At 39.0% G+C, this 24,553-nt stretch carries 22 protein-coding genes; 17 read left to right on the top strand and 5 right to left on the bottom strand.

Annotated elements, in window-relative coordinates; genetic code table 11:
• The first annotated feature begins 112 nt into the window (after window positions 1–112).
• The 4 genes from GSQ74_RS21785 to GSQ74_RS21770 all read left to right on the top strand — a co-directional run bounded on the left by GSQ74_RS21785 (window position 113) and on the right by GSQ74_RS21770 (window position 3,890).
• Window positions 113–385, top strand: coding sequence for a hypothetical protein (locus tag GSQ74_RS21785; RefSeq protein ID WP_158996307.1), 273 nt, complete (start codon window positions 113–115; stop codon window positions 383–385).
• A gap of 450 nt (window positions 386–835) precedes the next feature.
• Window positions 836–1,489, top strand: a complete 654-nt coding sequence (gene rpe, locus GSQ74_RS21780) for a ribulose-phosphate 3-epimerase (RefSeq protein WP_158996306.1) — start codon at window positions 836–838, stop codon at window positions 1,487–1,489.
• A gap of 289 nt (window positions 1,490–1,778) precedes the next feature.
• The gene (gene serC, locus GSQ74_RS21775) at window positions 1,779–2,846 is read left to right on the top strand and encodes a 3-phosphoserine/phosphohydroxythreonine transaminase (protein ID WP_158996305.1); all 1,068 of its coding nucleotides are present in this window, start codon (window positions 1,779–1,781) and stop codon (window positions 2,844–2,846) included.
• A gap of 93 nt (window positions 2,847–2,939) precedes the next feature.
• The gene (locus GSQ74_RS21770) at window positions 2,940–3,890 is read left to right on the top strand and encodes a D-2-hydroxyacid dehydrogenase (protein ID WP_174236946.1); all 951 of its coding nucleotides are present in this window, start codon (window positions 2,940–2,942) and stop codon (window positions 3,888–3,890) included.
• 157 nt (window positions 3,891–4,047) lie between these two features.
• Here the strand turns inward: GSQ74_RS21770 and GSQ74_RS21765 are convergent, their stop codons facing one another.
• Genes GSQ74_RS21765 through GSQ74_RS21755 form a run of 3 tightly spaced genes read right to left on the bottom strand, consistent with a single transcriptional unit; the run spans window position 4,048 to window position 6,801 of the window.
• Window positions 4,048–5,445, bottom strand: a complete 1,398-nt coding sequence (locus tag GSQ74_RS21765; protein WP_158996304.1) for an MBL fold metallo-hydrolase — start codon at window positions 5,443–5,445, stop codon at window positions 4,048–4,050.
• A gap of 55 nt (window positions 5,446–5,500) precedes the next feature.
• Window positions 5,501–6,019, bottom strand: a complete 519-nt coding sequence (locus GSQ74_RS21760) for a hypothetical protein (protein WP_158996303.1) — start codon at window positions 6,017–6,019, stop codon at window positions 5,501–5,503.
• Window positions 6,020–6,024: 5 nt separating this feature from the next.
• Window positions 6,025–6,801: an S-adenosyl-l-methionine hydroxide adenosyltransferase family protein gene (locus tag GSQ74_RS21755; protein ID WP_158996302.1), complete on the bottom strand. Its 777-nt coding sequence runs from the start codon at window positions 6,799–6,801 to the stop codon at window positions 6,025–6,027.
• Between the two features lie 102 nt (window positions 6,802–6,903).
• On the opposite strand from GSQ74_RS21755, the gene GSQ74_RS21750 reads away from it, so the two are divergent.
• From GSQ74_RS21750 to GSQ74_RS21735, 4 genes are all read left to right on the top strand, one after another.
• Window positions 6,904–7,863 (top strand): PhoH family protein, encoded by a 960-nt coding sequence (locus tag GSQ74_RS21750; protein ID WP_158996301.1) that lies wholly within the window; start codon window positions 6,904–6,906, stop codon window positions 7,861–7,863.
• Window positions 7,864–7,962: 99 nt separating this feature from the next.
• Window positions 7,963–8,910 (top strand): phosphoribosylaminoimidazolesuccinocarboxamide synthase, encoded by a 948-nt coding sequence (locus tag GSQ74_RS21745; protein ID WP_158996300.1) that lies wholly within the window; start codon window positions 7,963–7,965, stop codon window positions 8,908–8,910.
• 47 nt (window positions 8,911–8,957) lie between these two features.
• The gene (locus tag GSQ74_RS21740) at window positions 8,958–9,335 is read left to right on the top strand and encodes an STAS domain-containing protein (RefSeq protein ID WP_158996299.1); all 378 of its coding nucleotides are present in this window, start codon (window positions 8,958–8,960) and stop codon (window positions 9,333–9,335) included.
• A gap of 22 nt (window positions 9,336–9,357) precedes the next feature.
• Window positions 9,358–10,275: a ribonuclease Z gene (locus GSQ74_RS21735; protein WP_158996298.1), complete on the top strand. Its 918-nt coding sequence runs from the start codon at window positions 9,358–9,360 to the stop codon at window positions 10,273–10,275.
• A gap of 88 nt (window positions 10,276–10,363) precedes the next feature.
• On the opposite strand, the gene GSQ74_RS21730 is transcribed toward GSQ74_RS21735, so the two are convergent.
• On the bottom strand, window positions 10,364–11,308 hold the full coding sequence (locus GSQ74_RS21730) for an MlaD family protein (RefSeq protein ID WP_158996297.1): 945 nt from the start codon (window positions 11,306–11,308) through the stop codon (window positions 10,364–10,366).
• 77 nt (window positions 11,309–11,385) lie between these two features.
• Window positions 11,386–12,270 carry an N-acetylmuramoyl-L-alanine amidase gene (locus GSQ74_RS21725; RefSeq protein WP_158996296.1) on the bottom strand — a complete coding sequence of 295 codons (885 nt, stop codon included), beginning with the start codon at window positions 12,268–12,270 and terminating at the stop codon, window positions 11,386–11,388.
• Window positions 12,271–12,323: 53 nt separating this feature from the next.
• Between GSQ74_RS21725 and GSQ74_RS21720 the strand changes: the two genes are divergently transcribed.
• The 9 genes from GSQ74_RS21720 to GSQ74_RS21680 all read left to right on the top strand — a co-directional run bounded on the left by GSQ74_RS21720 (window position 12,324) and on the right by GSQ74_RS21680 (window position 24,404).
• Window positions 12,324–15,053, top strand: coding sequence for a putative LPS assembly protein LptD (locus GSQ74_RS21720; RefSeq protein WP_158996295.1), 2,730 nt, complete (start codon window positions 12,324–12,326; stop codon window positions 15,051–15,053).
• A 4-nt stretch (window positions 15,054–15,057) separates the two neighbouring features.
• Complete coding sequence (locus tag GSQ74_RS21715; protein ID WP_158996294.1) at window positions 15,058–16,314, top strand: competence/damage-inducible protein A; 1,257 nt, start codon at window positions 15,058–15,060, stop codon at window positions 16,312–16,314.
• Window positions 16,315–16,360: 46 nt separating this feature from the next.
• A complete protein-coding gene (locus GSQ74_RS21710; RefSeq protein ID WP_158996293.1) occupies window positions 16,361–17,833 on the top strand; it encodes a dihydrolipoamide acetyltransferase family protein in 1,473 nt (490 codons plus the stop codon).
• Window positions 17,834–18,332: 499 nt separating this feature from the next.
• On the top strand, window positions 18,333–18,542 hold the full coding sequence (locus GSQ74_RS22695; protein WP_216846794.1) for a hypothetical protein: 210 nt from the start codon (window positions 18,333–18,335) through the stop codon (window positions 18,540–18,542).
• Between the two features lie 127 nt (window positions 18,543–18,669).
• Window positions 18,670–19,173, top strand: coding sequence for a hypothetical protein (locus GSQ74_RS21700; RefSeq protein WP_158996292.1), 504 nt, complete (start codon window positions 18,670–18,672; stop codon window positions 19,171–19,173).
• Between the two features lie 27 nt (window positions 19,174–19,200).
• Window positions 19,201–19,584, top strand: a complete 384-nt coding sequence (locus tag GSQ74_RS21695; RefSeq protein ID WP_158996291.1) for a hypothetical protein — start codon at window positions 19,201–19,203, stop codon at window positions 19,582–19,584.
• A 164-nt stretch (window positions 19,585–19,748) separates the two neighbouring features.
• Entirely contained in the window at window positions 19,749–22,229 is a 2,481-nt protein-coding gene (locus GSQ74_RS21690) for a TonB-dependent receptor (protein WP_158996290.1), read from the top strand.
• A 146-nt stretch (window positions 22,230–22,375) separates the two neighbouring features.
• On the top strand, window positions 22,376–23,047 hold the full coding sequence (locus GSQ74_RS21685) for a response regulator (protein WP_158996289.1): 672 nt from the start codon (window positions 22,376–22,378) through the stop codon (window positions 23,045–23,047).
• A gap of 16 nt (window positions 23,048–23,063) precedes the next feature.
• The gene (locus GSQ74_RS21680; RefSeq protein WP_158996288.1) at window positions 23,064–24,404 is read left to right on the top strand and encodes a HAMP domain-containing sensor histidine kinase; all 1,341 of its coding nucleotides are present in this window, start codon (window positions 23,064–23,066) and stop codon (window positions 24,402–24,404) included.
• Window positions 24,405–24,553 lie beyond the last annotated feature (149 nt).

The following is a 24,553-nucleotide window of genomic DNA, read 5'->3' as shown; positions in this document are numbered from 1 at the left end:
GATTAAAATATTTTTAATTTTTTAAAACAAATACGTTTTTTTGGCATTTATAAATGTTAACACGAGTTAAATCCATTTGATAAAATAATAAACCCCGGCTCTTTATAGAATAATGACATCTACTACTAATGATCCTTTAGATTTTCTTAATAATAATTCGGGCGGGATAGAGTCAGGTTCGCAAACCGATATTATTCAGCATTTATTATATGAGATTATCAGGGTTAAAGAATTAATAAAATATTACGACTCCATTCCCAATGGTGGCGGGCAGCTCGGCTCTTCGATTTTGAATGAGCTGGTAGCCGAAGCTTATAATTCATTAGTAAACTACGATGTCGTCCTCATGAAAAAATACTACGACTTGCTTTTGAATTGTGACTAATTCGAATAGATATTTTTTCAGCCAAAGTTCAACTCTAATAATTCTTTAATAAGAAAATTCTAAACTGCCTAATTAAGCTATTTGGACAAAATATTTTTTCTATATTAGACAAACGTAATTATCCTAAATGCCGCTATTACAAAATGACACAGGTTTATATACATTCTTGGTACGTTATAAGAAACTTCTTATAATACTGTGTATCGTCTCTCTGCTGTTTCTACCATACGAAATTCTTCATGCTCCCTCTTTCCAATCTTGGCAAAGGTATCAGGCCATGGGATTTTGGTTTGATACCTTTCTTGAGTACGGATTTCTTCCAATACTTGGGCTTATTTATATACGGAAAGCTGTAAAGGCTAACAACGCTCAGCAATAGTAAACAGTTATTCAAGTTTAATTCCTTTCCGGACTTTCCGTCTTCCCGACTAAAACATTATATTTGAAACCATGAGCACCCACCTAGTAGCCCCATCAATTTTAGCAGCGGATTTTGCTAATCTACAGCGTGATGTTGAAATGCTTAATCAAAGCGAAGGCGACTGGATGCATGTAGATGTGATGGATGGCAGGTTTGTACCTAACATTTCCTTTGGTTTCCCGGTTCTTAAAGCGGTAAAAAAGTACTCCAAAAAGTTTTTGGATGTGCATTTGATGATTGTAGAGCCCGATAAATACATAAAAGAATTTGTAGAAGCTGGTGCCGATAGCATAACAGTTCACTTTGAGGCTTGCCCAAATTTGAATCGTACTATACAGTTTATAAAGGAATTGGGTTGTAAAGCCAGCGTGGCCTTAAACCCGCATACTACTGTGGCTTCTTTGGAAGATATTATACTGGATTTGGATATGGTGCTCATCATGTCGGTAAATCCAGGCTTTGGGGGTCAAAAATTCATCCAGAACACTTATAAAAAATTAAACGATATTAAGGCTTTAAAACGCCGCTACAACACCGAATTATTAATTGAGGTTGATGGCGGGGTTGATATAAATAACGCGGCTAAGCTGGTTGAAGCAGGCGCCAACGTCCTGGTGGCGGGCAGCTCTGTATTTTCATCCCCCGATCCGCTTGCAGCTATTGCAGCTTTAAAAGAAGCATAGTAGCAATTTCAGGATCGGCAAAAATAGATCCGGGACTTTCCATCACCTCTTTGTCGCGCGGCGAAAGAGAGACGGCCAGCGAAGCGTAGCCGGGTGAGTCAAACAATTCCGGTATAACCGATACCATTCATTACATAACTACCTCCCGTTTAAAATCTGACTTATCAGGTTATTGTATTTTTTTTGAAAAAAAAGCAAATAAACTCTATATATTTTGTCGAATTAATTAACTTCGGCGCGGCTAAGTAGCAATTTAACAATTGCGTGTTTGGCTATAAATCCTAATAACATGAAACATAATTTTGGTGCCGGACCAGGCATTTTACCTCACGAAGTCTTAAAACAGGCTGCTGCCGGCGTAATTGATTTTAACGGAACAGGACTTTCCATACTGGAAATTTCGCACCGTGCCCCGGAGTTTGAGGCGGTTTTAAACGAGGCTGTAAAACTGGTAAAGGAATTGTTCGAAGTTCCTGAAGGTTATTCAGTTTTATTTTTACAAGGTGGCGCAAGCATGCAATTTGCTATGGCTCCTTATAACCTGTTACCTGAGGGTGGCAAAGCTGCTTATGTAGAGTCGGGTGTGTGGGCAAATAAAGCTTTAAAAGAAGCTAAAAACTTTGGCGAAGTTCAAGTTGTAGCTACAGCAAAAGAAAGTAACTTTACTTATATCCCTAAGGATTTCACCATCCCTTCGGATGCCGCTTACTTCCACATCACATCAAATAATACTATTTACGGTACGCAAATGCACGCGTTCCCAAAATCACCGGTTCCTTTGGTTTGCGATATGTCGTCAGATATATTCAGCCGTAAAGTAAACGTTGCCGATTTTGGTTTGATATACGCCGGAGCTCAAAAAAATATGGGCCCTGCAGGTGTTACTTTAGTTATTGTAAAGGATGATATTTTAGGCAAAACAGGCCGTAAAATACCTGCAATGCTAAACTATCAAACACAAATAGAAGGTGGTTCAATGTACAATACACCACCGGTGTTTGCTATCTACGTATCAATGCTTACCCTTAACTGGTTAAAATCAAAAGGTGGCGTTGAGGCGATTGAAAAAGAGAATAAAGCGAAATCGGCTGTTTTATATGAAGAAATTGAACGCAATCCATTGTTCAAACCGGTATGTGCTACCGAAGATCGCTCAGACATGAACGTTACCTTCGTAGTAAACAACCCTGAGCACGAAAAACCATTCCTTAAACTATGTGACGAAAAAGGCATAGTAGGCATAAAAGGCCACAGAAGTGTAGGCGGTTTCCGTGCATCAATATACAACGCGTTGCCAATCACCAGCGTTTACGTACTGATTGACGCCATGAGAGAATTTGCAGAGAAAAATAAATAATTACAATCATTGAGCCATTGGATCATTGTGCCATTAGTCTTTTAGGCTGATAAACAATGACCCAATGACTCGATGATATAATGATATAACAAAATGATCAAAATATTAGCTAACGATGGTATTGATCCGATAGGCAAAAAAATGCTGGAAGATGCCGGTTTTCAAGTAGATACCAATAACATCCCTCAGGATGAATTATTAACTAAATTACAGGCTTATGATGCCATCACTGTACGTAGCGCCACAAAAGTTCGTAAGGCTTTGATAGATGCTACACCAAATCTTAAATTGATTGGCCGTGGTGGTGTTGGTGTTGATAATATAGATGTTGACTATGCCAAAGAAAAAGGCATTGGCGTTTACAATACACCAGCTTCTTCTTCATTATCAGTTGCTGAGCTGGTATTCGCCCAATTGTTTGGCGGCGTTCGCTTTTTGGCGGATAGCAACCGCAGAATGCCCGTTGAAGGAAACACCAAGTTTAACGATCTGAAAAAAGCTTACGCTAAAGGTGTTGAACTACGTGGTAAAACATTAGGTATCGTAGGCTTTGGCCGTATCGGTCGCGAAGTAGCTAAAATAGCTATTGGCGTTGGTATGGATGTTTTGGCTTATGACTTATTTCCATTCAAACCTGAACTTGAATTAGTTTTAGGCGGCGGTATCAAAGTAAACGCATCTGTAAAGACTGCAACTTTAGAAGAGATCATCAAAAACGCTGATTTCATCACCCTGCATACACCATTTGTAGACAAGGCGCTTATCGGTGCCGAAGAATTAGCGCAAATGAAAAAAGGAGTGGGTCTTGTTAACGCATCACGCGGTGGCCTGATTGATGAATTAGCTTTGGTTGATGCTTTAAACAGTGGACAGGTATCTTTTGCTGCGCTTGATGTTTACGACAACGAGCCTACACCTCGCGAAGAGATACTTAAAAACCCTAAAATCTCCCTAACACCGCACATTGGTGCCGCAACTAACGAAGCACAGGAAAGAATAGGGGTTGAGCTTGCCAGCTTGATTATCGAGCATTTCAAGAAATAATCTATTTCAAAGAATATACAAACAAAAAAGGAGCATAATGCTCCTTTTTTGTTTGCTCAATTTGTCATTCTGAACGGAGTGAAGAATCTGTACGGTAGCAAACGCTTTACAGATTCTTCACTCCGTTCAGAATGACAATCGAGAATATATAATGCGACTATATCTCATACGAAATCCCTTTTTCAGGGATAACAGTCTTATATCCTTCAAAATCCAAACTATCAGCCAAAGCCTGCATGCTTTCTGTTTCGCCATGCACCAGGAATACACTTTTCAACAATGCTTTATCCTGTTGTTTAACCGTATTCATCAAATCCTCATGATCTCCGTGTGCGCTTAATACATCTGTTTGTTTAATGGTGGCATACACCGCAAGGTCGCGGTCTTTTATATGTACAATGGAATCGCCGCGCAATAAACGGTGTCCTAATGTACCTTTAGCACAATAACCTATAAACAGAATTGTGCAGTAATAATTCTGGATATTATAAAATAAGTGATCCTGTATACGCCCACCCTCCAGCATACCCGCGGAGGATATAATAATGCAAGGCTCAAAATAATTAGATACCTGTCGGCTATCCTTTAAATTCTCAACGTAAGTAAGATTATCAAACTCAAACTCATCGCCGGAGTTTTTATAAAAATCTTGTGCTTCCTGATTTACCAAGCTGTGATATTTCCGGAAGATGCCTGTAGCCATTGATGCCATCGGACTATCAACAAAAACTTTAACAGGCGGCAGCAAACCGCTGCTGAATATTTTATTCAGCGCGAAAACTAACGATTGTGTACGCCCGATGCTAAACGCCGGGATAATCATACGGCCTTGTTCCTTAATACAGCATTTCTCAATCACTTCAACCAAAGTTTCTTCAACTGATTTTCCTTTGCTATGAAATCTTCCGCCGTAAGTGGATTCTGAAACCAGATAATCAACAGGTGGCAAAACTTCAGGGTCATTTAAAACAGGGTAATTTTTGCGCCCTATATCACCGGTAAAAGCAATAGATTTCTCAATCCCATGATCATTGACTTTAAACACTGCCGCCGCCGCGCCCAGTAAATGACCAACAGGTATAAAGGTTAACTCAATATCGCCATTCACTTTAAAGGGCCTGTTAAAACCAATGGTTACAAAACGTTCAACCGTATCCATCACATGCTTTTGCAGATATAGGGGTTGGCTATTGGTATTAAATTTGCCTCTGCCTTTACCGTATTTGCCTTTTGTCTGTGCCTTCCGCATAAAAATACTCACCGAATCAAGCAATAGCAGTTCAGTAAGATCAGCAGTGGGAGGGGTGCACAGTATTTGGCCGTTAAAACCCAATCGTAATAATGTAGGAAGATTTCCCGAGTGATCAATATGCGCGTGCGTTAACACCACAACATCAATTTCACCCGGATTAAATGGAAAATTTTCGTTGGATTGTACACTGCGGTCTTTTTCGTAATCCAGCCCACAATCAATCAGTATTTTATATTGGCCAACCTCCAGCAAATGCATGCTGCCGGTTACCTGCCGGGCCGCCCCGTGTATGGTTAATTTCATTTCAGCGTTTTAATTGTTCGCTTATTGCAATAGGGGTATAATTAGTAACGAACAACTAATTCTTTTTAACGTATTTGGCTCTTAGTAAAAACAAAATAATAACAATAAGTGCAACAACAATGGCAAGGGCCCTGGTTGATACTTTTTTATGATCTTGCTCAGATATTTCGGCATCGTGTTTAAGTCTATCATTATCAGCGCGCAATTTATTGATAGTAGCCATGTAGCCTGTTGCGTTATTATCCACTTCAGCAACGTGGCTTTGCGCCTGGCTTTGCTCAAAAGCGCGATAATCCAGTAATATTTTCGTCTGTACAAAGATGTCATTATCCGTCTTGACAATATCCATCAAAATATCATTAGAATGACGAATATCTTTCTTAGTCTGTAAACCGAAAATACCAGTATGCTGGCTCAAACTCTGGTCATATTGCCCAAACTTTTGTGTCCGTACAGTCAGCATGTTATTTATTTTTGCACGCTGAGCTTGGTAAGCCGCCGAATCGCTACCAGCCTGCGCGAAAGCATTAACCAGGAAAAAAGAGAGTAGGGCAAGTAAAAGTATTTTTTTCATATTTTTTATTGAAAGTCCAATATAACACTATCGCCCAAATTTAAGCCTAACAATCCGCTTGCATTACCTTTATTAATTGCGATTTCTAAATGATCGCTTATGCCGAATAAGCATAGTTTTTCGCCTTCCGGCACTTCACTGTAGTGCCAGCTTAAATCGCTGATAGTCTCATTGCGCTTAAAATACAAAATAAAACGGCGTCCTTGCTGTATGCTGTTAAAAAACTCCTTAGTTATATTAGTAATAACGTTCTGAAACGAGTCGATATAAATCACAGAACCTTTAATTACGTTTTTTTCAACCACAGGTTGCAGGTTCATTTTTTTCTCGATGGTATCAATCGGCTCACCAATTTCTTCCAGTTTTCCACCGCTCGCCAAATGGCAGGCAGCTTTAACAAAAATATCTGCCAGCGGAAAGTGCAAAAATTTAAGGTCCTGCATAATGTTTATTTCCACCATTTCATCAGGGTCGGCGTTAAACATCAGTGAGAATATGCCATTATCAGCCCCAACAAAATAATGGTTCTTATATTTTATGGCCAGGTATTTTGTGTTGTTATTAAAAACAGTGTCAATACCAATTAAATGCACCGTATATTCAGGAAAATAATGAAAACTATTTTTTAATATGAATGCTGCTTGCTGTATATTAAAGGCGGAAACATTGTTAGTAATATCAACTATATTTACAGAAGGCAAAAGTTTCAGGATGCTGCCTTTCAAAGCGGCCTGGTAAATATCCTTATCGCCTAAATCTGTAGTTAATGTTATTATTGCCATTAATATTTTAAAATTTTATTACTAATCTTGTAGAAGCATTAGCAGCTGCAAATATTCAATTTTTAATTCATAAAAATCTGCAACTAATTAAATCAATTTGTATTGAACGAACTTAAATTATCAATTGAAAATGTTAACCCCGCTGTTTTATGGGGACCGAATAATGATCATTTTGAGATCATTAAAAAGCAATATCCTAAACTTAAATTAGTTGCCCGTGGCAGCGAAGTTAAGGTATTGGGTGATGAGCACGAGATAACGATTTTTCAGGAGCGGTTTAGCCATTTAATTGCTCATGTAGAAAAATATGAAACACTGAATATTACCGATCTGGAACGGATACTCGGCGCTAAGGCATCTTCATCAACTACCACCGAAACAACTGTTGATAAATTCGCGAGCGGCGAAGTTATCGTCTTCGGCCCTAACGGTGTGATGGTAAAGGCCCGTACGGCAAACCAGCACAAAATGGTGGATTGTATTAACAAAAGCGATATACTTTTTGCCATTGGCCCTGCGGGTACCGGTAAAACTTATACCGCGGTTGCTTTAGCGGTACGTGCTTTAAAAAATAAAGAGATCAAACGGATCATATTAACCCGCCCGGCTGTTGAAGCAGGGGAGAACCTGGGCTTTTTGCCCGGCGATCTAAAGGAAAAGATAGATCCGTATTTACGCCCTTTATATGATGCACTGGATGATATGATCCCGGCTGAAAAGCTGAAGGTTTATTTAGAAAACCGTACTATCGAAATCGCACCACTGGCATTTATGCGTGGCCGTACCCTTGATAATTGCTTTGTGATATTAGATGAGGCACAAAATGCGACCGATATGCAGTTGAAAATGTTTTTAACACGTATGGGCCCATCAGCCAAATTTATTGTTACGGGTGATGTTACACAGATAGATCTACCAAAAAAACAACAATCAGGCTTGCACACGGCTTTAAGGATACTAACCGATATCAGTGGTATAGAAATAGTTTACCTGAGCGGAGAAGACGTTGTAAGGCATAAATTAGTGCGTAAAATACTAGCAGCCTACGGAGATATACAATAGTATCAAGTATCAAGTATTTAGTATCAAGACAAAAAAAACTAAATACTTGAAGCCAGTTAAATACTTGCGACTTGATACTAATTACTTGATACTAAAAAAATGAACGCAATAAAAGAAACACATTTTAACTTTCCGGGACAGACGAGCTTTTACAAGGGGAAAGTACGTGACGTTTATACTATAGATAATAAATACCTGGTAATGGTGGTTAGCGATCGCATCTCGGCATTTGATGTGGTTTTGCCTGAACCTATTCCTTACAAAGGGCAGGTATTGAACCAAATTGCAGCAGGTTTTTTGAAAGCCACTGCCGATATTGTACCAAACTGGGTAGTTAATGTACCTGATCCAAGTGTTACCATTGGCCGTATATGCGAACCTTTTAAAGTAGAGATGGTGATCCGTGGTTATTTAGCAGGTCACGCTGCCCGCGAATATGCTTTAGGAAAAAGGGAAGTTTGTGGAGTTAGTTTACCTGAAGGTTTAAAGGAAAACGACAAACTGCCTGAGCCTATTATCACCCCAACAACAAAAGCATCAGTAGGGCATGATGAGGATATATCGCGCGAGCAGATATTGGCTAAAGGCATCGTATCCGAGGAGGATTACATCCAGTTAGAGAAATACACCCGTGCTTTATACCAGCGCGGCACCGAAATAGCTAAAAAACAAGGCCTTATTTTGGTAGATACCAAATATGAATTTGGCAAAGCCGACGGTAAGATATTTTTAATTGACGAGATTCATACACCAGATTCATCCCGCTATTTTTATAGCGAGGGATACGAGGAACGCCAGGCAACAGGCGAGGCACAAAAACAACTTTCAAAGGAGTTTGTACGTAAATGGTTAATTGAAAATGGTTTCCAGGGTAAAGACGGACAAGTGGTGCCTGAAATGACACCGGAGATTGTACAGTCAATATCCGACAGGTATATCGAGCTTTATGAGAAAATTACAGGTGAGGCATTTGTAAAGCCCGAAAGTGGTGAGGTACTGAAAAGGGTAGAAGGTGCAATTAATCATGCGATAACTTCAGTTTTATAAAAATATTATAATTAAAGTTAATATATTAGCTTAAATAATTTTCGAAAATGAAATTTGCTGTTGACAAACACGAGAAATACATTTTGGTTAAGCTTAATGAATCCAAATTAAATTCATTAGTAACCCCGCAATTAAAATCAGAACTTATCTTGATGAACACTGAAGGTCAGCGTAATATAATACTTGACCTTTCGCAGGTAAAGTTCGCCGATTCTTCAGGTTTAAGCAGTCTGTTAGTTGGTCACCGTTTATGTAAAAACGCTGGTGGTGTATTTATACTTTCGGGCCTTTGTGATGCCGTTGCAAGGCTGATAACTATTTCACAATTGGATAATGTATTATCTATAGTTCCGGGTACGGAAGAAGGTATTGATTTAATATTTTCTGAAGAAATAGAAAAAGATCTAAAAAAAGAAGCAAAATAGTAACAATTATTGTTTACCCTGTATGAAATTCGAGGTAACAATACTTGGCAGCAGTTCTGCAACACCCATTTTTAACCGAAACCCTACATCACAAGCGCTAAATATCAACGAACGCTTATACCTTATTGATTGTGCTGAAGGTACACAACAACAAATGTTGCGGTTCGGTATAAAATCCACTCGTATAGAATATATTTTTATCAGCCACTTGCATGGCGATCATTATCTTGGCCTTGTCGGTTTGTTATCTTCATTACATTTAAACGGCCGTATTAAACCCATCACTATTTTTGCACCGGCGCATTTAAAAGAAATCATTAACCTGCAACTAAAATATTCCGAAACAACGCTGCAGTATCCAATCAACTATATAGATACCAATCCAAATAAAGCCGAAATAGTATTGAGCAATCAGGATGTAACTGTGGAAACCATACCGTTGGATCACAGGATTGATTGTACCGGTTTTTTATTCAAGCAAAAAAAGCGTAACCGTAAACTGCTTAAAGAAAAACTGGAAGAATTAAAAATACCTATCGAATATTATACAGCGCTGAAAAAAGGAGTGGACTATACTGCGAATGACGGCACAGTATACAAAAATGACACGTTGACTTTAGATCCGGATGAACCCAAGAGCTATGCTTTTTGTTCGGATACAATTTATAACGAACAGTATTTTGATCAGATAAAAGGCGTTACCTTATTATATCATGAATCCACTTTTTTGCATGATATGCTGGATAGGGCACAGAGCACCTTTCATACCACATCGCTCCAGGCCGCCACAGTTGCTTTAAAGGTTGGTGCACATGAATTATTGTTGGGGCATTTCTCAGCCCGATACAAAACGCTGAATGAGCTGCTTGAAGAAGCCAAAACAGTTTTCCCAAAGACAGAATTAGCCATTGAAGGCAAAACCTTTGTTATAGGTGAATAAGCTTAAGTTGCTTATTATCTGTTATTTATAACGAATTATGAAGTGTAAGCAATCACACATCTGTATATCTATACATCAAAAAATTAACTTAGTCTTTCTTTCCGCCAAATACCGAGAAGCTCACATAACGCTTAGGATGTGCTTTAATATCGATAAACAGGTTGTTTAAATTAGCAGTCGCGTCATTTAAATTCTTGTACATGTTATTATCGTTAATCAGTAAGCCTAAAGAGCCTTGGCCATTATTTATTTTGCCAATGGTAGCTTGCAGATCGGCCAAAGCCAGGTTGGCGCTTCCTAGAGTTTGTTTTATGTTTGATGATGCCAACTGATTGCTAAAGCTTTCAAAATTGGTTGAGATCGCATCTAAATGCGATGTGCTGGTTTTTAAGTTATTTGAAACAGCTTCGGCATTGGTCATAATACCATTGATATGGTCAGACTGTGTGCCAACCAAAGCATCAATTTTTTTGGTAGTACCCTCAAGCGTTTGCAACGAGTTAGCAATACTGGTAAAGCTGCGGTCAACATTTTTCTGAAAATTCGGGTTCAGTATTTTATTGATAGATGCCAATGATGAATCTAGTTTTGAAATTAAATTCTCTGCCTTCATCTGTATCGGTTGCAGGCTTTCGGCCAAACTGCCTTGTATGTCAGCCGAAAGGGTATCCCTATCAGGGGCCATTTGCTTGCTGTCACCATATTCAAACTTAATCGCTTTACCACCCAAAAGGTCGGTGCTTATTAACTGCGCGTGAGTATTTAAAGGCACGTTATATTGAGGATCTATTCTAAATTCAACTACAGTTTTTCCATCAGGGCGTAAAACCATTTTTGATACCTTGCCTATCTGAAAGCCATTTACCAATACCGGTTTTGATACTGATAAACCATCAACACTATTATAAACGGCATAGTATTTATTTGAGTTGGAGAAAACATCATTACCACTTAAGTAACTGTATCCTAGTATTAATACCGCAATACCAATGGTGGTAAGTATTCCGACTTTTGTTTCGTTTGATATTTTCATTAATTATATATGTGTTGTAACAAGTGTCAAATTTAATTCAAATGCTTAATAAACCTAACACCAATTAGTAAACTTTGTTACTCGGCCGCGTCCTCAACCTCTTTTTTGTAATTGGTTAAGGCCCTAACTAACGAAGCTACAATTTCATCCTGTCCGCTTTCCGAGTTTAAATAAGCCTCATCATCAGGGTTATTTATAAAACCTGTTTCAACCAAAACCGATGGCATCGCGCTATGGCAAAGCACCAACACACCCTGCTCAATTACACCGTCACTATGCCTGCCATCATGGTCAACAAATTCTGTATTTATCAAATCGGCTAAATGGATGCTTTGTTTTCGGTATTTGGTTTTTATGGCATTCATCAAAATAACCGTGGTAGGGTCATTCGGGTCGCCGCCACCGTTTCCGGTTTCATCAACAGCCTCATCCTCATTTAGTTTTTTCCGGATAACAGATTCTTCTTCTTTAGTTCGATGGAAACCATACACGAGCAACAATACGCCTTTACCCGAGCGGTCAGGCACGTGTATACGTCGTCCGTGCGAGTATTCAACCTTATCAGGCAACGAGTTGCAGTGTATCGAGATAAAAACGTCTCCATTGTTCTCATTCGCTATTTCCGAGCGTCTTTCCCACGATACATCCTCAGGTGTACTGCGTGTTAAAACTACTTTAACTCCTGCCATATCTTTTTCTATAGCGGTTTGCAATTTAAGTGCAATTGCAAGCGTTACATCTCTTTCATTAGAATATGAGCCTGATGCACCAAGCGAAAAATGCCCACCGGTTCCTGGCGGGTTTTGACCGTGCCCCGCATCAATAATCACAGTTCTGAGCTTATAACCTGAACTGGTGAGTGTATCGATTTTAAATTTATATAGAGGGAAAGAAAATAGCGAAAAGGATACTAATATCAGGGAGAATGTGCAAATCAATCTTTTCAATATTTTATTTTTCATTATGTTTGGGAGCTGTTAAGTTATTTCTGCAAAAATACTATTCGTAATCTATTTTGAAATTCATTAAACTGTTTTTTCTGCTCGAAATTGTGTTAATAGTGAATGTTTCTGCTGCTTCTAAAATTGGCATCCGAAACAATTACAAGCCTGTTATTGATACTATTATAAAGCTCGATACTGCAAAAGACAAAAAACTTCTTAAAATTAAGCAATCTGCCGGTAATAAGAATGTCAAAACTGCAAAAACTGACACATCTAAACGAAAAAGTAAGGACGGTTTAGATTCAGAACTAAAATTTAGTGATGACGATTCCACAATAACCGATAATGTACACAAGATTTTGTACCTATATGGAAAAGCGCGTGTAAAATACCAGGATGTTGAAATGGATGCCGATTACATCCGTGTCGACCAAAAAAACAACCTCATATTCGCCAGCGGAAGCACAGATCCGGTAACGCATCGATATATAGGCAGGCCAATAACCAAACAGGGGAAAGATAAACCTGTTGAATCAGATTCGCTATTATTTAATTATAAAACAAAAAAAGGAAAGATTTATAATCCCGCTTCTGAGCAGGATGGTAACTTTATATCGGGAGGGCAGGTTAAAAAGCTTAATGATGACGAAGCCGCCTATCGCAATGTACTCTTCAGTACCTGCGATAAACCATTCCCCGAAACTGATTTTGGTATAGTGATTACCAAGGGTATCGGCGAAAAAAACCGTATCATTTCTGGCCCGGCTTATCTTGAGATTGAAGGTGTGCCGCTGCCATTGGCCATACCATTTGGATTTTTCCCAAAACCAGATCATAAAACATCAGGAATTATATTGCCAACTTTTGGTGAGGACAATCAATTAGGCTTTTATATAAAAAATCTCGGTTATTACCTGGCCCTGAATGATTATGTTGATTTTACCACACAGGGAACTTATTATTCAAAAGGATCGTATGATTTAAACGAGACGGTTCACTATTTAAACAGGTATGAATATTCCGGTAATCTTTCACTAAGCTACGGTTCTCATAACTATGGCCTCGAAGGTGATCCCCCGGCAAAAGATTTTAATATCACCTGGTCGCACACTAAAAACCCCAATTCCAGCCCCGGTAGTACATTCAGCGCTTCGGTAAATGCAGGTACATCAACATTTTATCAAAATAACGCGGCAGCTGTAAATTATAATCTGTCAGCACTTACGCAAAATAACTTAAGCTCAAGTATATCGTACAGTAAGCAATGGATTGGTACCCCATTCAACCTTAACGTAGCCCTGTCACATAGCCAGGATCTTACAGCTAAAACCATTACGCTTGATTTACCTACGATCAGCTTTAACATGTCAACCCTTAGTCCGTTTGATTCAAAAGACAGGGTGGGAGAACAAAAATGGTATCAAAAAATCACCGTAGGGTATAGCCTACAGGCAGAAAACAACATTAATGCCGTACCCGAAAATGAATTGTTTAAAGGCAATACGTTGTTTAAGCGTATGCAAAACGGTTTACAGCATCAGATACCAATCGGTTTTAACCAAACATTCCTTAAGTACTTCCAGTTTAGCGCATCGGCAAATTACACCGAGCAATGGTATTTACAATCAATAAAGGAATACTATGACCGTAATAACCTTATAAATCCAACCTTACCGGTTATTGATACCGTTAGCGGCTTTAAAAGGGCAGGGGAATATACCTTAAGTACGGGAGTATCAACCAAAGTATACTTCAGGGCCGATTTTAAAAATAGCAAACTAATAGCTATAAGGGAGGTAATGACACCATCCTTGTCTTTTTCCTACCATCCCGATTTTTCTGATCCAAGCTTTGGTTATTATAAAACCATTGTTAGCAACGCAATTATACCATACCCTGCCACCGTTGCCAACTATTCCATTTTTCAGAACGGTGTGTATGGCGGGCCTTCACCCGGCAGGGAAGCTGGCCTTAACTTAAGTATCGATAACACTATCGAAGCTAAAGTGCGCCCAAAAGCCACAGATACTTCGCAAACGCCTAGAAAGATAAAGATAATTGATGGCTTAACTTTTGCTACATCATACAACTTTGCCGCGGACTCCTTTAAATTATCCCAGATCGCGTTTTCTGGTCACACAGCTATATTTCATGAAAAAGTTAATATAAGCTTTTCCGGCTCTTTAAATCCATACGTAACCAACGTGCGCGATTCAATAGGTGGCGGAACTATACAGAAATATGTACAAACGCTTAACCATTACACCTTTCAGGATGGTAAACTTCCAAGCTTACAATCTTTTTCCATATCTATAAGCGGTAGCCTTAACCCGGCCACATTTCAACCGCATACCACGACCGCACCGATCGGAGCCCTGGTGGCAAATCAAAGCCCCCAACAGGCGCAAAGGCTGGCAGTAATAAATAGTGACCCCGCCGCATATGTCGATTTTAAAATTCCATGGAATATTTCATTCAATTACAACTTCTCATATGCAAATCAATACACTTCAACCAGTATAGCTAATACATTAATGTTAAGCGGTGATATTAACCTTACCCCAAAGTGGAAAATACAATACACCACCAACTATGATATTAGGGCAAGGCAATTAGGTAGCGCCACTTCGTTTTCTATTTATCGCGATCTGCACTGTTGGGATCTGTCGATGCAATGGTTACCGTTTGGCTATTACAAATCCTACAACGTAACCTTACGCGTAAGATCAACAATTTTGCAGGATTTGAAATTAAGCAAGAAAAGCGATTACACCAGCAGCCCTTATTATAACACTCAATAATATTATGCTTGCAGAAATAATAACCATAGGCGACGAAATATTAATAGGCCAAATTGTTGATACAAATTCAGCATTTATAGCCCGTCAGTTAAACAATGCGGGTATCAGTGTAAAGCAAATCTCATCGGTATCTGATGATCGTGAACATATTTTAACCGCGCTAGATGAAGCTGCGGGCCGGGCTGATATTATCCTGATAACCGGCGGCCTAGGGCCAACAAAAGATGATATTACCAAGAAAACCCTTGCTACCTATTTTGGTGTTGGACTAATTGAGAATAAAGAAGCTCTTGAAAATGTTCAGCGTATTTTTAAACGGATCAGGGGTGAAGATGCCATTATGCTTGATATTAACAAGCAACAGGCCTTGGTACCCGAGAATTGCGAAGTTATCCTGAACAATAATGGCACTGCGCCGGGTATGTGGTTTAATTACAAAGGTAAGATTTATGTATCGATGCCAGGTGTGCCTTTCGAAATGATGTATATGATAGAGGAAGAGGTAATACCCAAATTAAAGGCTACACTGAAACTACCTTTCATCATTCATAAAACTATTTTAACGGCTGGAGAGGGAGAATCTTATTTAGCCACCAGGATTGCTGATATTGAAGATGATTTACCATCGGATGTTAAATTAGCTTATTTACCCAAACCGGGGCAGGTTCGTTTAAGGTTAAGTGCCTATGGCGAGGATGAAACTTTACTACAACATAAAGTGGATGAATTTTCAGCACGGATAATTGAGCGTGTTAGAAATGTAGTAGTAGCCGAAGAAGATATACCTTTTGAAAAGGTTATACTGAATATTCTGGACAAAAAAGGCCAAACCCTGTCCATTGCCGAAAGTTGCACCGGAGGATATATATCGCATTTGATAACCCAACATCCGGGTGCGTCAAAAGTGTTTTTAGGTGGAGCGATAAGCTATTCTTATGAATTAAAAGAAAGCATGTTGGGTGTTAAACCCGAAACTTTAGCACAATATGGCGCTGTTAGCGAACAAACTGTTACAGAGATGGTTGAAGGCGCGTTGCATGCTTTTAAGTCTGATTATGCCTTGGCGGTAACAGGTATTGCCGGCCCGGATGGCGGCACCGAAGATAAGCCCGTAGGTACAGTTTGGATAGGAGTAGCAACTAAGGGTAAAACACAGGTAAAGAAATTCACATTTGGTAACAAGCGTGCGCAAAACATCGAAAGAAGCGCCATTTCAGCATTAATTATGTTGAATAATTTAATAAAAGATAGTGGAAAGTAAACTATTCTTTGATTAATTTTGACCAGACTAACTATATAATTTTTGTATGGCCAAATATCAGCTATTGTTACCAAAAATGGGCGAAAGTGTTGCAGAAGCAACAATAATCAAATGGTTAAAGCAACCGGGCGATTATATTGAAGCCGATGAATCGGTAATGGATATTGCAACCGATAAAGTTGATTCAGAAGTTCCATCGCCTGTATCAGGTACATTGGTAGAACAACTTTATAATGTAGACGATGTTGTACAGGTAGGTGCTGTTATAGCTGTAATAGAAACCCAGGAAGCTGGTGAAACAGTTGCAACTAATGCTATTGAGACCCCAGCACAAGTTATTGCTGAACCTGTAGCAGTAAAAGAATCTGCACCTATTGCGCCTGAAGTTAAAGAACAGGAACCAGCAATCGCAACCCTTGATGCTATACCGGGTACAGAACAATTAAATCAAAACACAGCTCCGGTAAATCATTCACCGGTTAATGATAATGTAAGATTTTACTCTCCACTGGTTAGAAGCATTGCTTCACAAGAAGGTATTGGTGTTGCTGAACTTGATAGGATACCCGGTACAGGCGCCGAAGGTCGTTTAACCAAAGATGACTTGTTGCTTTATATACAAAACAGATCAGGAAATGGATCTGTAAGCCAACCTGCTGCCGCAACCGTAACTGCTCAACAAGCGCCTGTTTTTAGCTCGCCAAAATCGCAAGCTCAACCTGTTGCAGAGCAAAAAGCCACCGCTCCTGAAAGTAAACCCCAACCTGCTCCTCAGCCAAAACCTGAGCCAAAAGTGACCTCAGTTTCCGGTGAAATTGAAATTATCGAGATGGACCGTATGCGTAAGCTGATTGCTGAGCACATGGTTTATAGCAAGCATACATCACCACACGTAACATCTTTTGTTGAAGCTGATGTTACATCACTGGTTAAATGGCGTGATAGGGTTAAAGATAAATTTGAAGCCAGGGAAGGCGAAAAAATCACCTTTACCCCAATATTTATTGAAGCTGTTGTAAAAGCTATTAAAGATTTCCCGATGATAAACGTATCGGTTAACGGTACGCAAATCATTAAAAAGAAGGATATTAACATCAGCATGGCTACTGCCTTACCAAACGGAAACCTGATAGTGCCTGTTATTAAAAAGGCTGATGAACTTAACCTGGTTGGTTTAACCAAAGCGGTTAATGATTTAGCAAATCGCGCCCGTACAAGTAAGCTACTACCTGATGATGTAAAAGAAGGTACTTTTACCATCACAAACGTAGGCTCATTTGGTAACGTAATGGGTACGCCAATAATCAACCAGCCACAGGTGGCTATATTAGCAGTAGGTGCCATAAAAAAGAAGCCTGCTGTAATTGAAACTAAACAGGGTGATATGATAGGTATTCGTCATATGATGTTCTTGTCATTATCATACGATCACCGTGTGGTTGATGGTGCCCTGGGCGGGATGTTCGTAAAGAAAGTAGCCGATTACTTAGAGAACTGGGATCCCAATAGAGAAATATAAACTCCTCATAAAACAAAAAAGATTTCTTCACGGAAATCTTTTTTGTTTTAAATAATATTTTTTGTTATTCCCAATTGTCATTCTGAGCGACAGCGAAGAATCTGCACGATTGGATACTACTGTACAGATTCTTCGTCTCTCAGAATGACAAGGATTCTTATTAAGAATGAAGCAACCGCAAACTTTACATGATTGCTTTTCTTCGTACGATTACTTTGCTAACAATGGCCATTATTTTCAGGCAAATTCTTATAGAAAATATACTGTTTAGAACGATTCTAAAAAGAAACAATTCTAATTATCGCTTGCTATATCAATTACCTTTGCGCAAATGCTCAAACGGATAATCTCCATATGCTTGCTTGTAACACTGATCAGTTCAAACTTTTCACGTTTCTTCATATATGCAGGTTTTGAGTTGAATCAAAAATACATAGCTGAAAATCTTTGCATTAATAAAAACAAGCCCTGGATGCACTGCAATGGGAAATGTTTCTTTATGAGAAAGATTAAAGAAGCACAGGATAACGAAAAAAAGCAGGGTAGGGCCGACCAACAAAATCATTACCAGGAAGCACTTCCGGTAGTGCAACCTGTGTCAACTATAGCATTTTCCACAAAAAATATAAAAGTATCTTATCCAGATACTGAAACACCTGAAACCATTCAGCGTGCATATTCCATATTATTACCCCCAAAAGTCGTTTAATTACCCTTTAGACTTTAGCTGTTATATTCAGCGGCACAAAAATCTCATTTTTAATTTAATGCATTCATTGCTGGTATAAACGGGCGATACGATAGCATTAAGTGTGGATTCATTTTAAACGAATAATATGTTTACTATTTCAAAAAAAGGCACGGCTATGGCCTTATTAGCTGTATGCAGCTTTATATTCATCTCAGCTTGTAAAAACAAAATTGATTACACAGAAGCCCAAAAACAAGTATTGACCATGCATGATAAAGTAATGACTGATGGGGGTAAGGCCGAAGATAAGGAAATGCAGTTTAATGCATTGCTCAAATCAGGCTTAAATAAGGTAACAGTTAGCCAGCCTGCACTGGATACCGCTGCGGTAAGGGTTCAAATTATCTCATTAAATAAAGAGCTTAGCGATGCAGACGACCAGATGGAAAGCTGGATGCATACCTATAACAACGATTTTAAAGGGAAAACAGATCAGGAAACACTAGATTATTTTATTGATCAGAAAGCTAAGGTTGCAAAACTTGATAGCTTGTATCAATCTGCCTTAAAGCTATCTGATGATTATTTAAAGCAATTGAATATTAAACCTACTGCCGCGATAGCGCTTGATCATAAGATGAAAATGTAATATCATCAATTCTATTTAAACATACACATGCTCAAACGATTCACCATATGGTTTCTGATTTTCGCGGTTTTTGCCGCTAACTTCTCCCTGGTGTTTGTATATGTAGGTTTTAAATTCAATCAGCAATATATAGCGGCTAATCTTTGCATAAACAGGTTTAAACCCAGTCTGCATTGTAACGGAAAATGCTACTTTATGCGAAAAATTAAACAAGCCGAAGACAACGATAAAAAGCAAGCTGCCAAAGATGGTTCAAGCAGGCTCGAAATGTCTTTTATACAGCCGTTTTGCATTACATTTTCTGAGCCTGTGATAATTGATACATTATCAGCAGGTTTCCCGGTTTTTGATTATCAATACACCAGTCGTTATTTATCTTCCATTTTCAAACCACCTAAATCTGTAGCTTAAATAAGAAATAGGGGCAATATTCCCTAATCTTTTGTTCGGCAATTTGCCAACATTATTTATGCTGACAACATGAATTAGCAAACCATTTTTTGCTTAGGAATTACATAGAAAGATAATTCTCGGGTCAATTACCGGGTAATTACATTCTTATATGGAAAAGATATATGAAATTTGAATTACGATTTATAAGAACATTTTACATCCTGTTGTTTCTGTGCATTAGCATTTTCGCTAAAGCAAAAACCATAACAGGCATCGGAAGCATAACCGGAAATATAACCAATAAAACTACCGGCTTGCCAATACATGGCGCGACTATTTTTATTCCTGATTTAAATATTGGGACAAGTACGGACGAAAAAGGCAACTATTTATTAAAACAACTACCGGAAGGCGAATACCTTATGCAGGTATCAGCAATTGGCTATGGCAGTGTTACCAAAATGATTAATCTGAGCAATACCTACTCAGTCGATTTTAAACTATCAGCTTCAAATTATGAGCTTTCGGATGTTGTGGTAACAGCTTTGGGCAATACAACAACCAAAAAGCGCGCCCCTATACCTATATCGGTGGTAACACACAACATGATTTTGCAAGGTGTTGCCAATACCGCTGTCGACTTAATAGCCTCACAACCGGGTATTAGTGAAACAACCGAGGGGGCAGGCACCACCAAGCCGCAGATTAACGGACTTGGGTTTGACAGGGTATTAACATTGATGGATGGCGTACCACAAGAAGATTTTCAATGGGGGGATGATCATGGTTTACTGGTTGATCCTTATGGTGTTTATGATGCAGAGATTATTCGTGGCCCGGCTTCATTACAATATGGTGCCAGTGCAGAAGCCGGGGTTATAAGCTTTAAATCTGAGCCCTTACCTGAAAATGGGACTGTACAAGGTAGCGTGCTTACAGAATATCATACCAATAATGGATTCCTTGGGACCTCTGTACATGTAGCAGGTAATCATAATGGATTTGTATGGGCACTGACTGCAAGCGGAGAGGAGGCACATAGTTACTCCAATCCAAAAGATGGTTATGTTTGGGGAACAGCATGGAATCAAACTAATACCCGTTTAATACTTGGTATCAACAAATCATGGGGTTATTCGCGCCTTACACTAAGCGCATTGCACCGTAGGATAGAAGTTCCTGATGGCAATCGCGATAGTACAGGGCGTTTTATGTTCGACTCACCTCAAAATGGTAAAATATATCCAACAGGATCTGACTTTTTATCCTACAGCGCTGATATAGCCGGGGATAAGGTTTTGGACGAATACCAAGCCTGGTGGCAAAATAGTGTGAACGTTGGCAAAGGCAGAATTGGCCTGGATGTTGGCTTTACCAAAAGTATTCACCATGACATAGATACCGGACGCATTGGGTCAGGCAATCTATTGGTTAATGATATTCCTTACTCTTTAAAATACCAGATAGCAGGCGAGCATTCTGGATTGAAGCTAACCACCGGCATTAACGGTATTTACGAATTTCAGAATAATGGGGCAGCGCCACCAGCGCCTTACATAGCTGATTATGAAATACCTAATTACACCAATTTTGAGATAGGAGGGTATGTTGTACTGGAGAAAAATTTCAAAAACTTAACGCTTAGCGGTGGGGTTCGCTTTGACCGGACTGATTTTGTAGGAGATCCGATGTCGTTGAACAGTGCCGGTAACATTGTGCCACCGGGGACACCTGGATCTGATGTTCAATTTACAGGTTTCAATAATAAATATACCGGCCCGTCCGGAAGTATTGGAGCATCCTACCAATTGCCTGACAATAATTACGTAAAGCTTAATATTTCAAAAAGTTATCGTGCACCGGCCATTAATGAATTAACCAGCAATGGTTTAAATATTGGCTCAAATGCAGTGCAATTAGGTAACCTTAACCTGAAAGCTGAACAAGGTTACCAGATAGATTTTGCCTACGGTTACGATGGCAAAGATGTAAGTGTAGAAGCAGACGGTTTTTATAACCACATCAGCAACTTTATATTCGCTAACCGTACCGATTCTGTTTCGGAGGGGTACCCGGTTTACCAATATGTATCTTCTAATACCGCTATTATTACCGGCGTTTCAGGATACCTGAATATACATCCCGCAGCTGCAAGATGGTTAGAGATAGATAATGGCTTCACGTATATCTATTCTCATATCCCCAACGCGTCTGATTCAACCAGTCATCTTCCGTGGATACCGGCCCCGCATTTAACTTCTGAAATTAAATTACGGTTGAACGATGGGCGTAATTCAATTATAAAAGGCACCTACTTTAAGTTCGGAGTTCAGCATGATTGGGCGCAGAATAATATATACAGCGCGCTTTATACCGAAGTGCCTGCTGCACAATATACTTTGTTTAACGCCGGTATAGGAACTAATTTTGTGAACCGAAAAACAGGCAGAGTGATATGTTCATTCTTCGCTAATTGTACCAACTTAACTAATGTGGCTTACGCTGATCACCTGAACCTGGCACAATACTTCCTATCGTACAACGGTACGCCGGTTACTGTAACCAAGCAAAATCAGGGTATTTATAACATGGGTAGAAATATCAGTTTTAAATTAGTATTCCCCTTTGGCAGTACAGAAAATAAACCCGTCATAACACAGTAAATTAAGGCGTGTGTAGCATAAGGATTAAGCGTTAAATCCATTGTTTGCAAATTAGAACTTTCTAATGTAGATTAGAAAGTTCTAATTTATAATACTGGCATAGATACTTGGGGTATCTTTGCAAAAGATTTTATAGAAACCCCACTATGAATATTTTGTTAATTGAAGATGAACCCAAAGTTGCCGCCTTTATAAAAAAAGGCCTCGAAGAACAATTCCACAAAGTTACTTTGGCATATGATGGCAACATGGGACGCAAGATGGCGCTCGAATCAGATTTTGAATTAGTTATACTTGACGCAGTACTACCTGAATTAAATGGCTTTGAAGTTTGCAAACAAATAAGGCAATTTAAAAAAGAGTTACCCATATTAATGCTAAGTGCCCTCGGAACGGTAGATGATAAAGTTAGAGGTTTGGAAAGCGGAGCCGATGACTATCTAACCAAACCCTTTCACTTTGAAGAACTACTTGCCAGGATAAAAGCACTTGACAGACGCAGATCGGCCATACTACCCGGGACTGTTTATGAAGTAGCTGACCTGCAAATGGATTGTTATCGAAAAACAGTTACCAGAAGCGGCAATTTGATATTGCTAACTGTAAAAGAGTTTATCTTGCTTGAAGTACTCATGTACAATAAGAACCGTGTTTTATCACGAACTTATATAGCGGAGTCTGTTTGGGGTATAAATTTCGACCGCGGCACCAATCTTATCGATGTTTACATTAATTATTTGCGCGCCAAAGTTGATAAAGGCTATCCTAGTCAATTAATCCATACGGTAATCGGCATGGGTTATATGATAAAAGATTAAACACGGGAGGTTTAGATTGAAAGTTAAAGACAGATTATCTTTTCAGTTTACTTTTATGTTTGCCCTGTTGCTGTTGCTGGTTTTAACAGGCGTATTCCTATTTGCCGGGCACAATAGGGTTAACACCTTTTTTGACAAACTAGATGACCGGGCCATTAACGTAGCGCAATTCTATCTGGCAGAAGACAACCTGTCGAAGGAGAATTTCAAAAGCGTCATTGAAAAATTCCCGCAATCGTTAGCGAGTGAAAACATCAGGATATATACCGATCACTATCAGCCTAAATTTATTCCTGAGGATTCTGTTCATTGGGATAGGCGCATTTTGAAACAGGTTATCGAGCAGAAAAAAATTCATTTCTCCGAAGGCAACCGTCAGGTTACAGGTATTTATTATGTAGACAACTCAGGTAATTTTATTGTGATCGTTTCTGCAGTTGATGAAGCAGGATACCATTATCTGCACGATCTAAGCCTTGTAATGGTCTTCTTTTTTATGGCTTCACTACTCATTACATTTTTTATTGGGAAGATCTTTTCAAAGATCGCATTACACCCAATTGTAAGCATTACGGGAAATTTGAAAAGAATAAGGGCATCAAGCCTCGATCTGAGGTTGCCGGTAGCTGAACGGAAAACGGATGAAATTGATAATCTTTCGCTTACCATTAACAAGTTATTAGAACACCTTGAACAATCATTCGAGAGCCAGCAATCATTTATCGCCAACGCTTCGCATGAGTTGCGCACCCCTATAACCACTATACTTGGCGAGGCAGAAACCACATTGGTTCATGAACGGCCAAAAGAAGAGTATCAACTAACATTGGTAAATATTATTAAAGAGACTGAAGGCTTAAATGAGATTATTAATAGCCTGATGGACCTGATGCAGATGGACCTGGCTCATTATGAGCTTCAAAGTGTTAGGATGGATGAACTACTTTGGGAGATTGTAGATGAACTTGATAACGATAAAGTAAAGATCGATTACAACATTCCTAATGACAGATTAAAATGCACCATAATGGGTAACCGCAGGTTATTATTTATTGGCATTAATAATGTGATTAAAAACGCCGTCAAATTTTCAGATGGCAAAGATGTTTTTTGTGAATTGTTTTGCAACGAAGTCGGCATTAACATTAAAATACGCGATCAGGGTATAGGTATGACCCAAAAGGATATTTTAAATATATTCCAGCCATTTTTCAGGGCTTCTAATGCGCTTAATTATGCGGGGCATGGTATTGGCCTTTCGTTAACACAAAACGTTTTAAAATACCATAATGGGATTATTGTAGTAAATTCTGTTGTTGATACAGGCACTGAATTTCACCTGATATTCCCCAATTAGTACCCTTATACACACAAGATTTTCGCCGACATTAGAATTTTTTAATGTACATCTAATGTATCTCTAATGGTAGATTAAGTATTCGCTAATAAGAGCCATGTACCTTTGTTATATCGGATGGCGTTCAAAAACGTACTGCCGCCGGTTTA

The sequence above is a fragment of the Mucilaginibacter sp. L196 genome (assembly GCF_009765905.1).
In the GTDB taxonomy this organism is placed as follows: Bacteria; Bacteroidota; Bacteroidia; order Sphingobacteriales; family Sphingobacteriaceae; genus Mucilaginibacter.
This window is presented reverse-complemented; position numbering and strand designations above follow the sequence as displayed.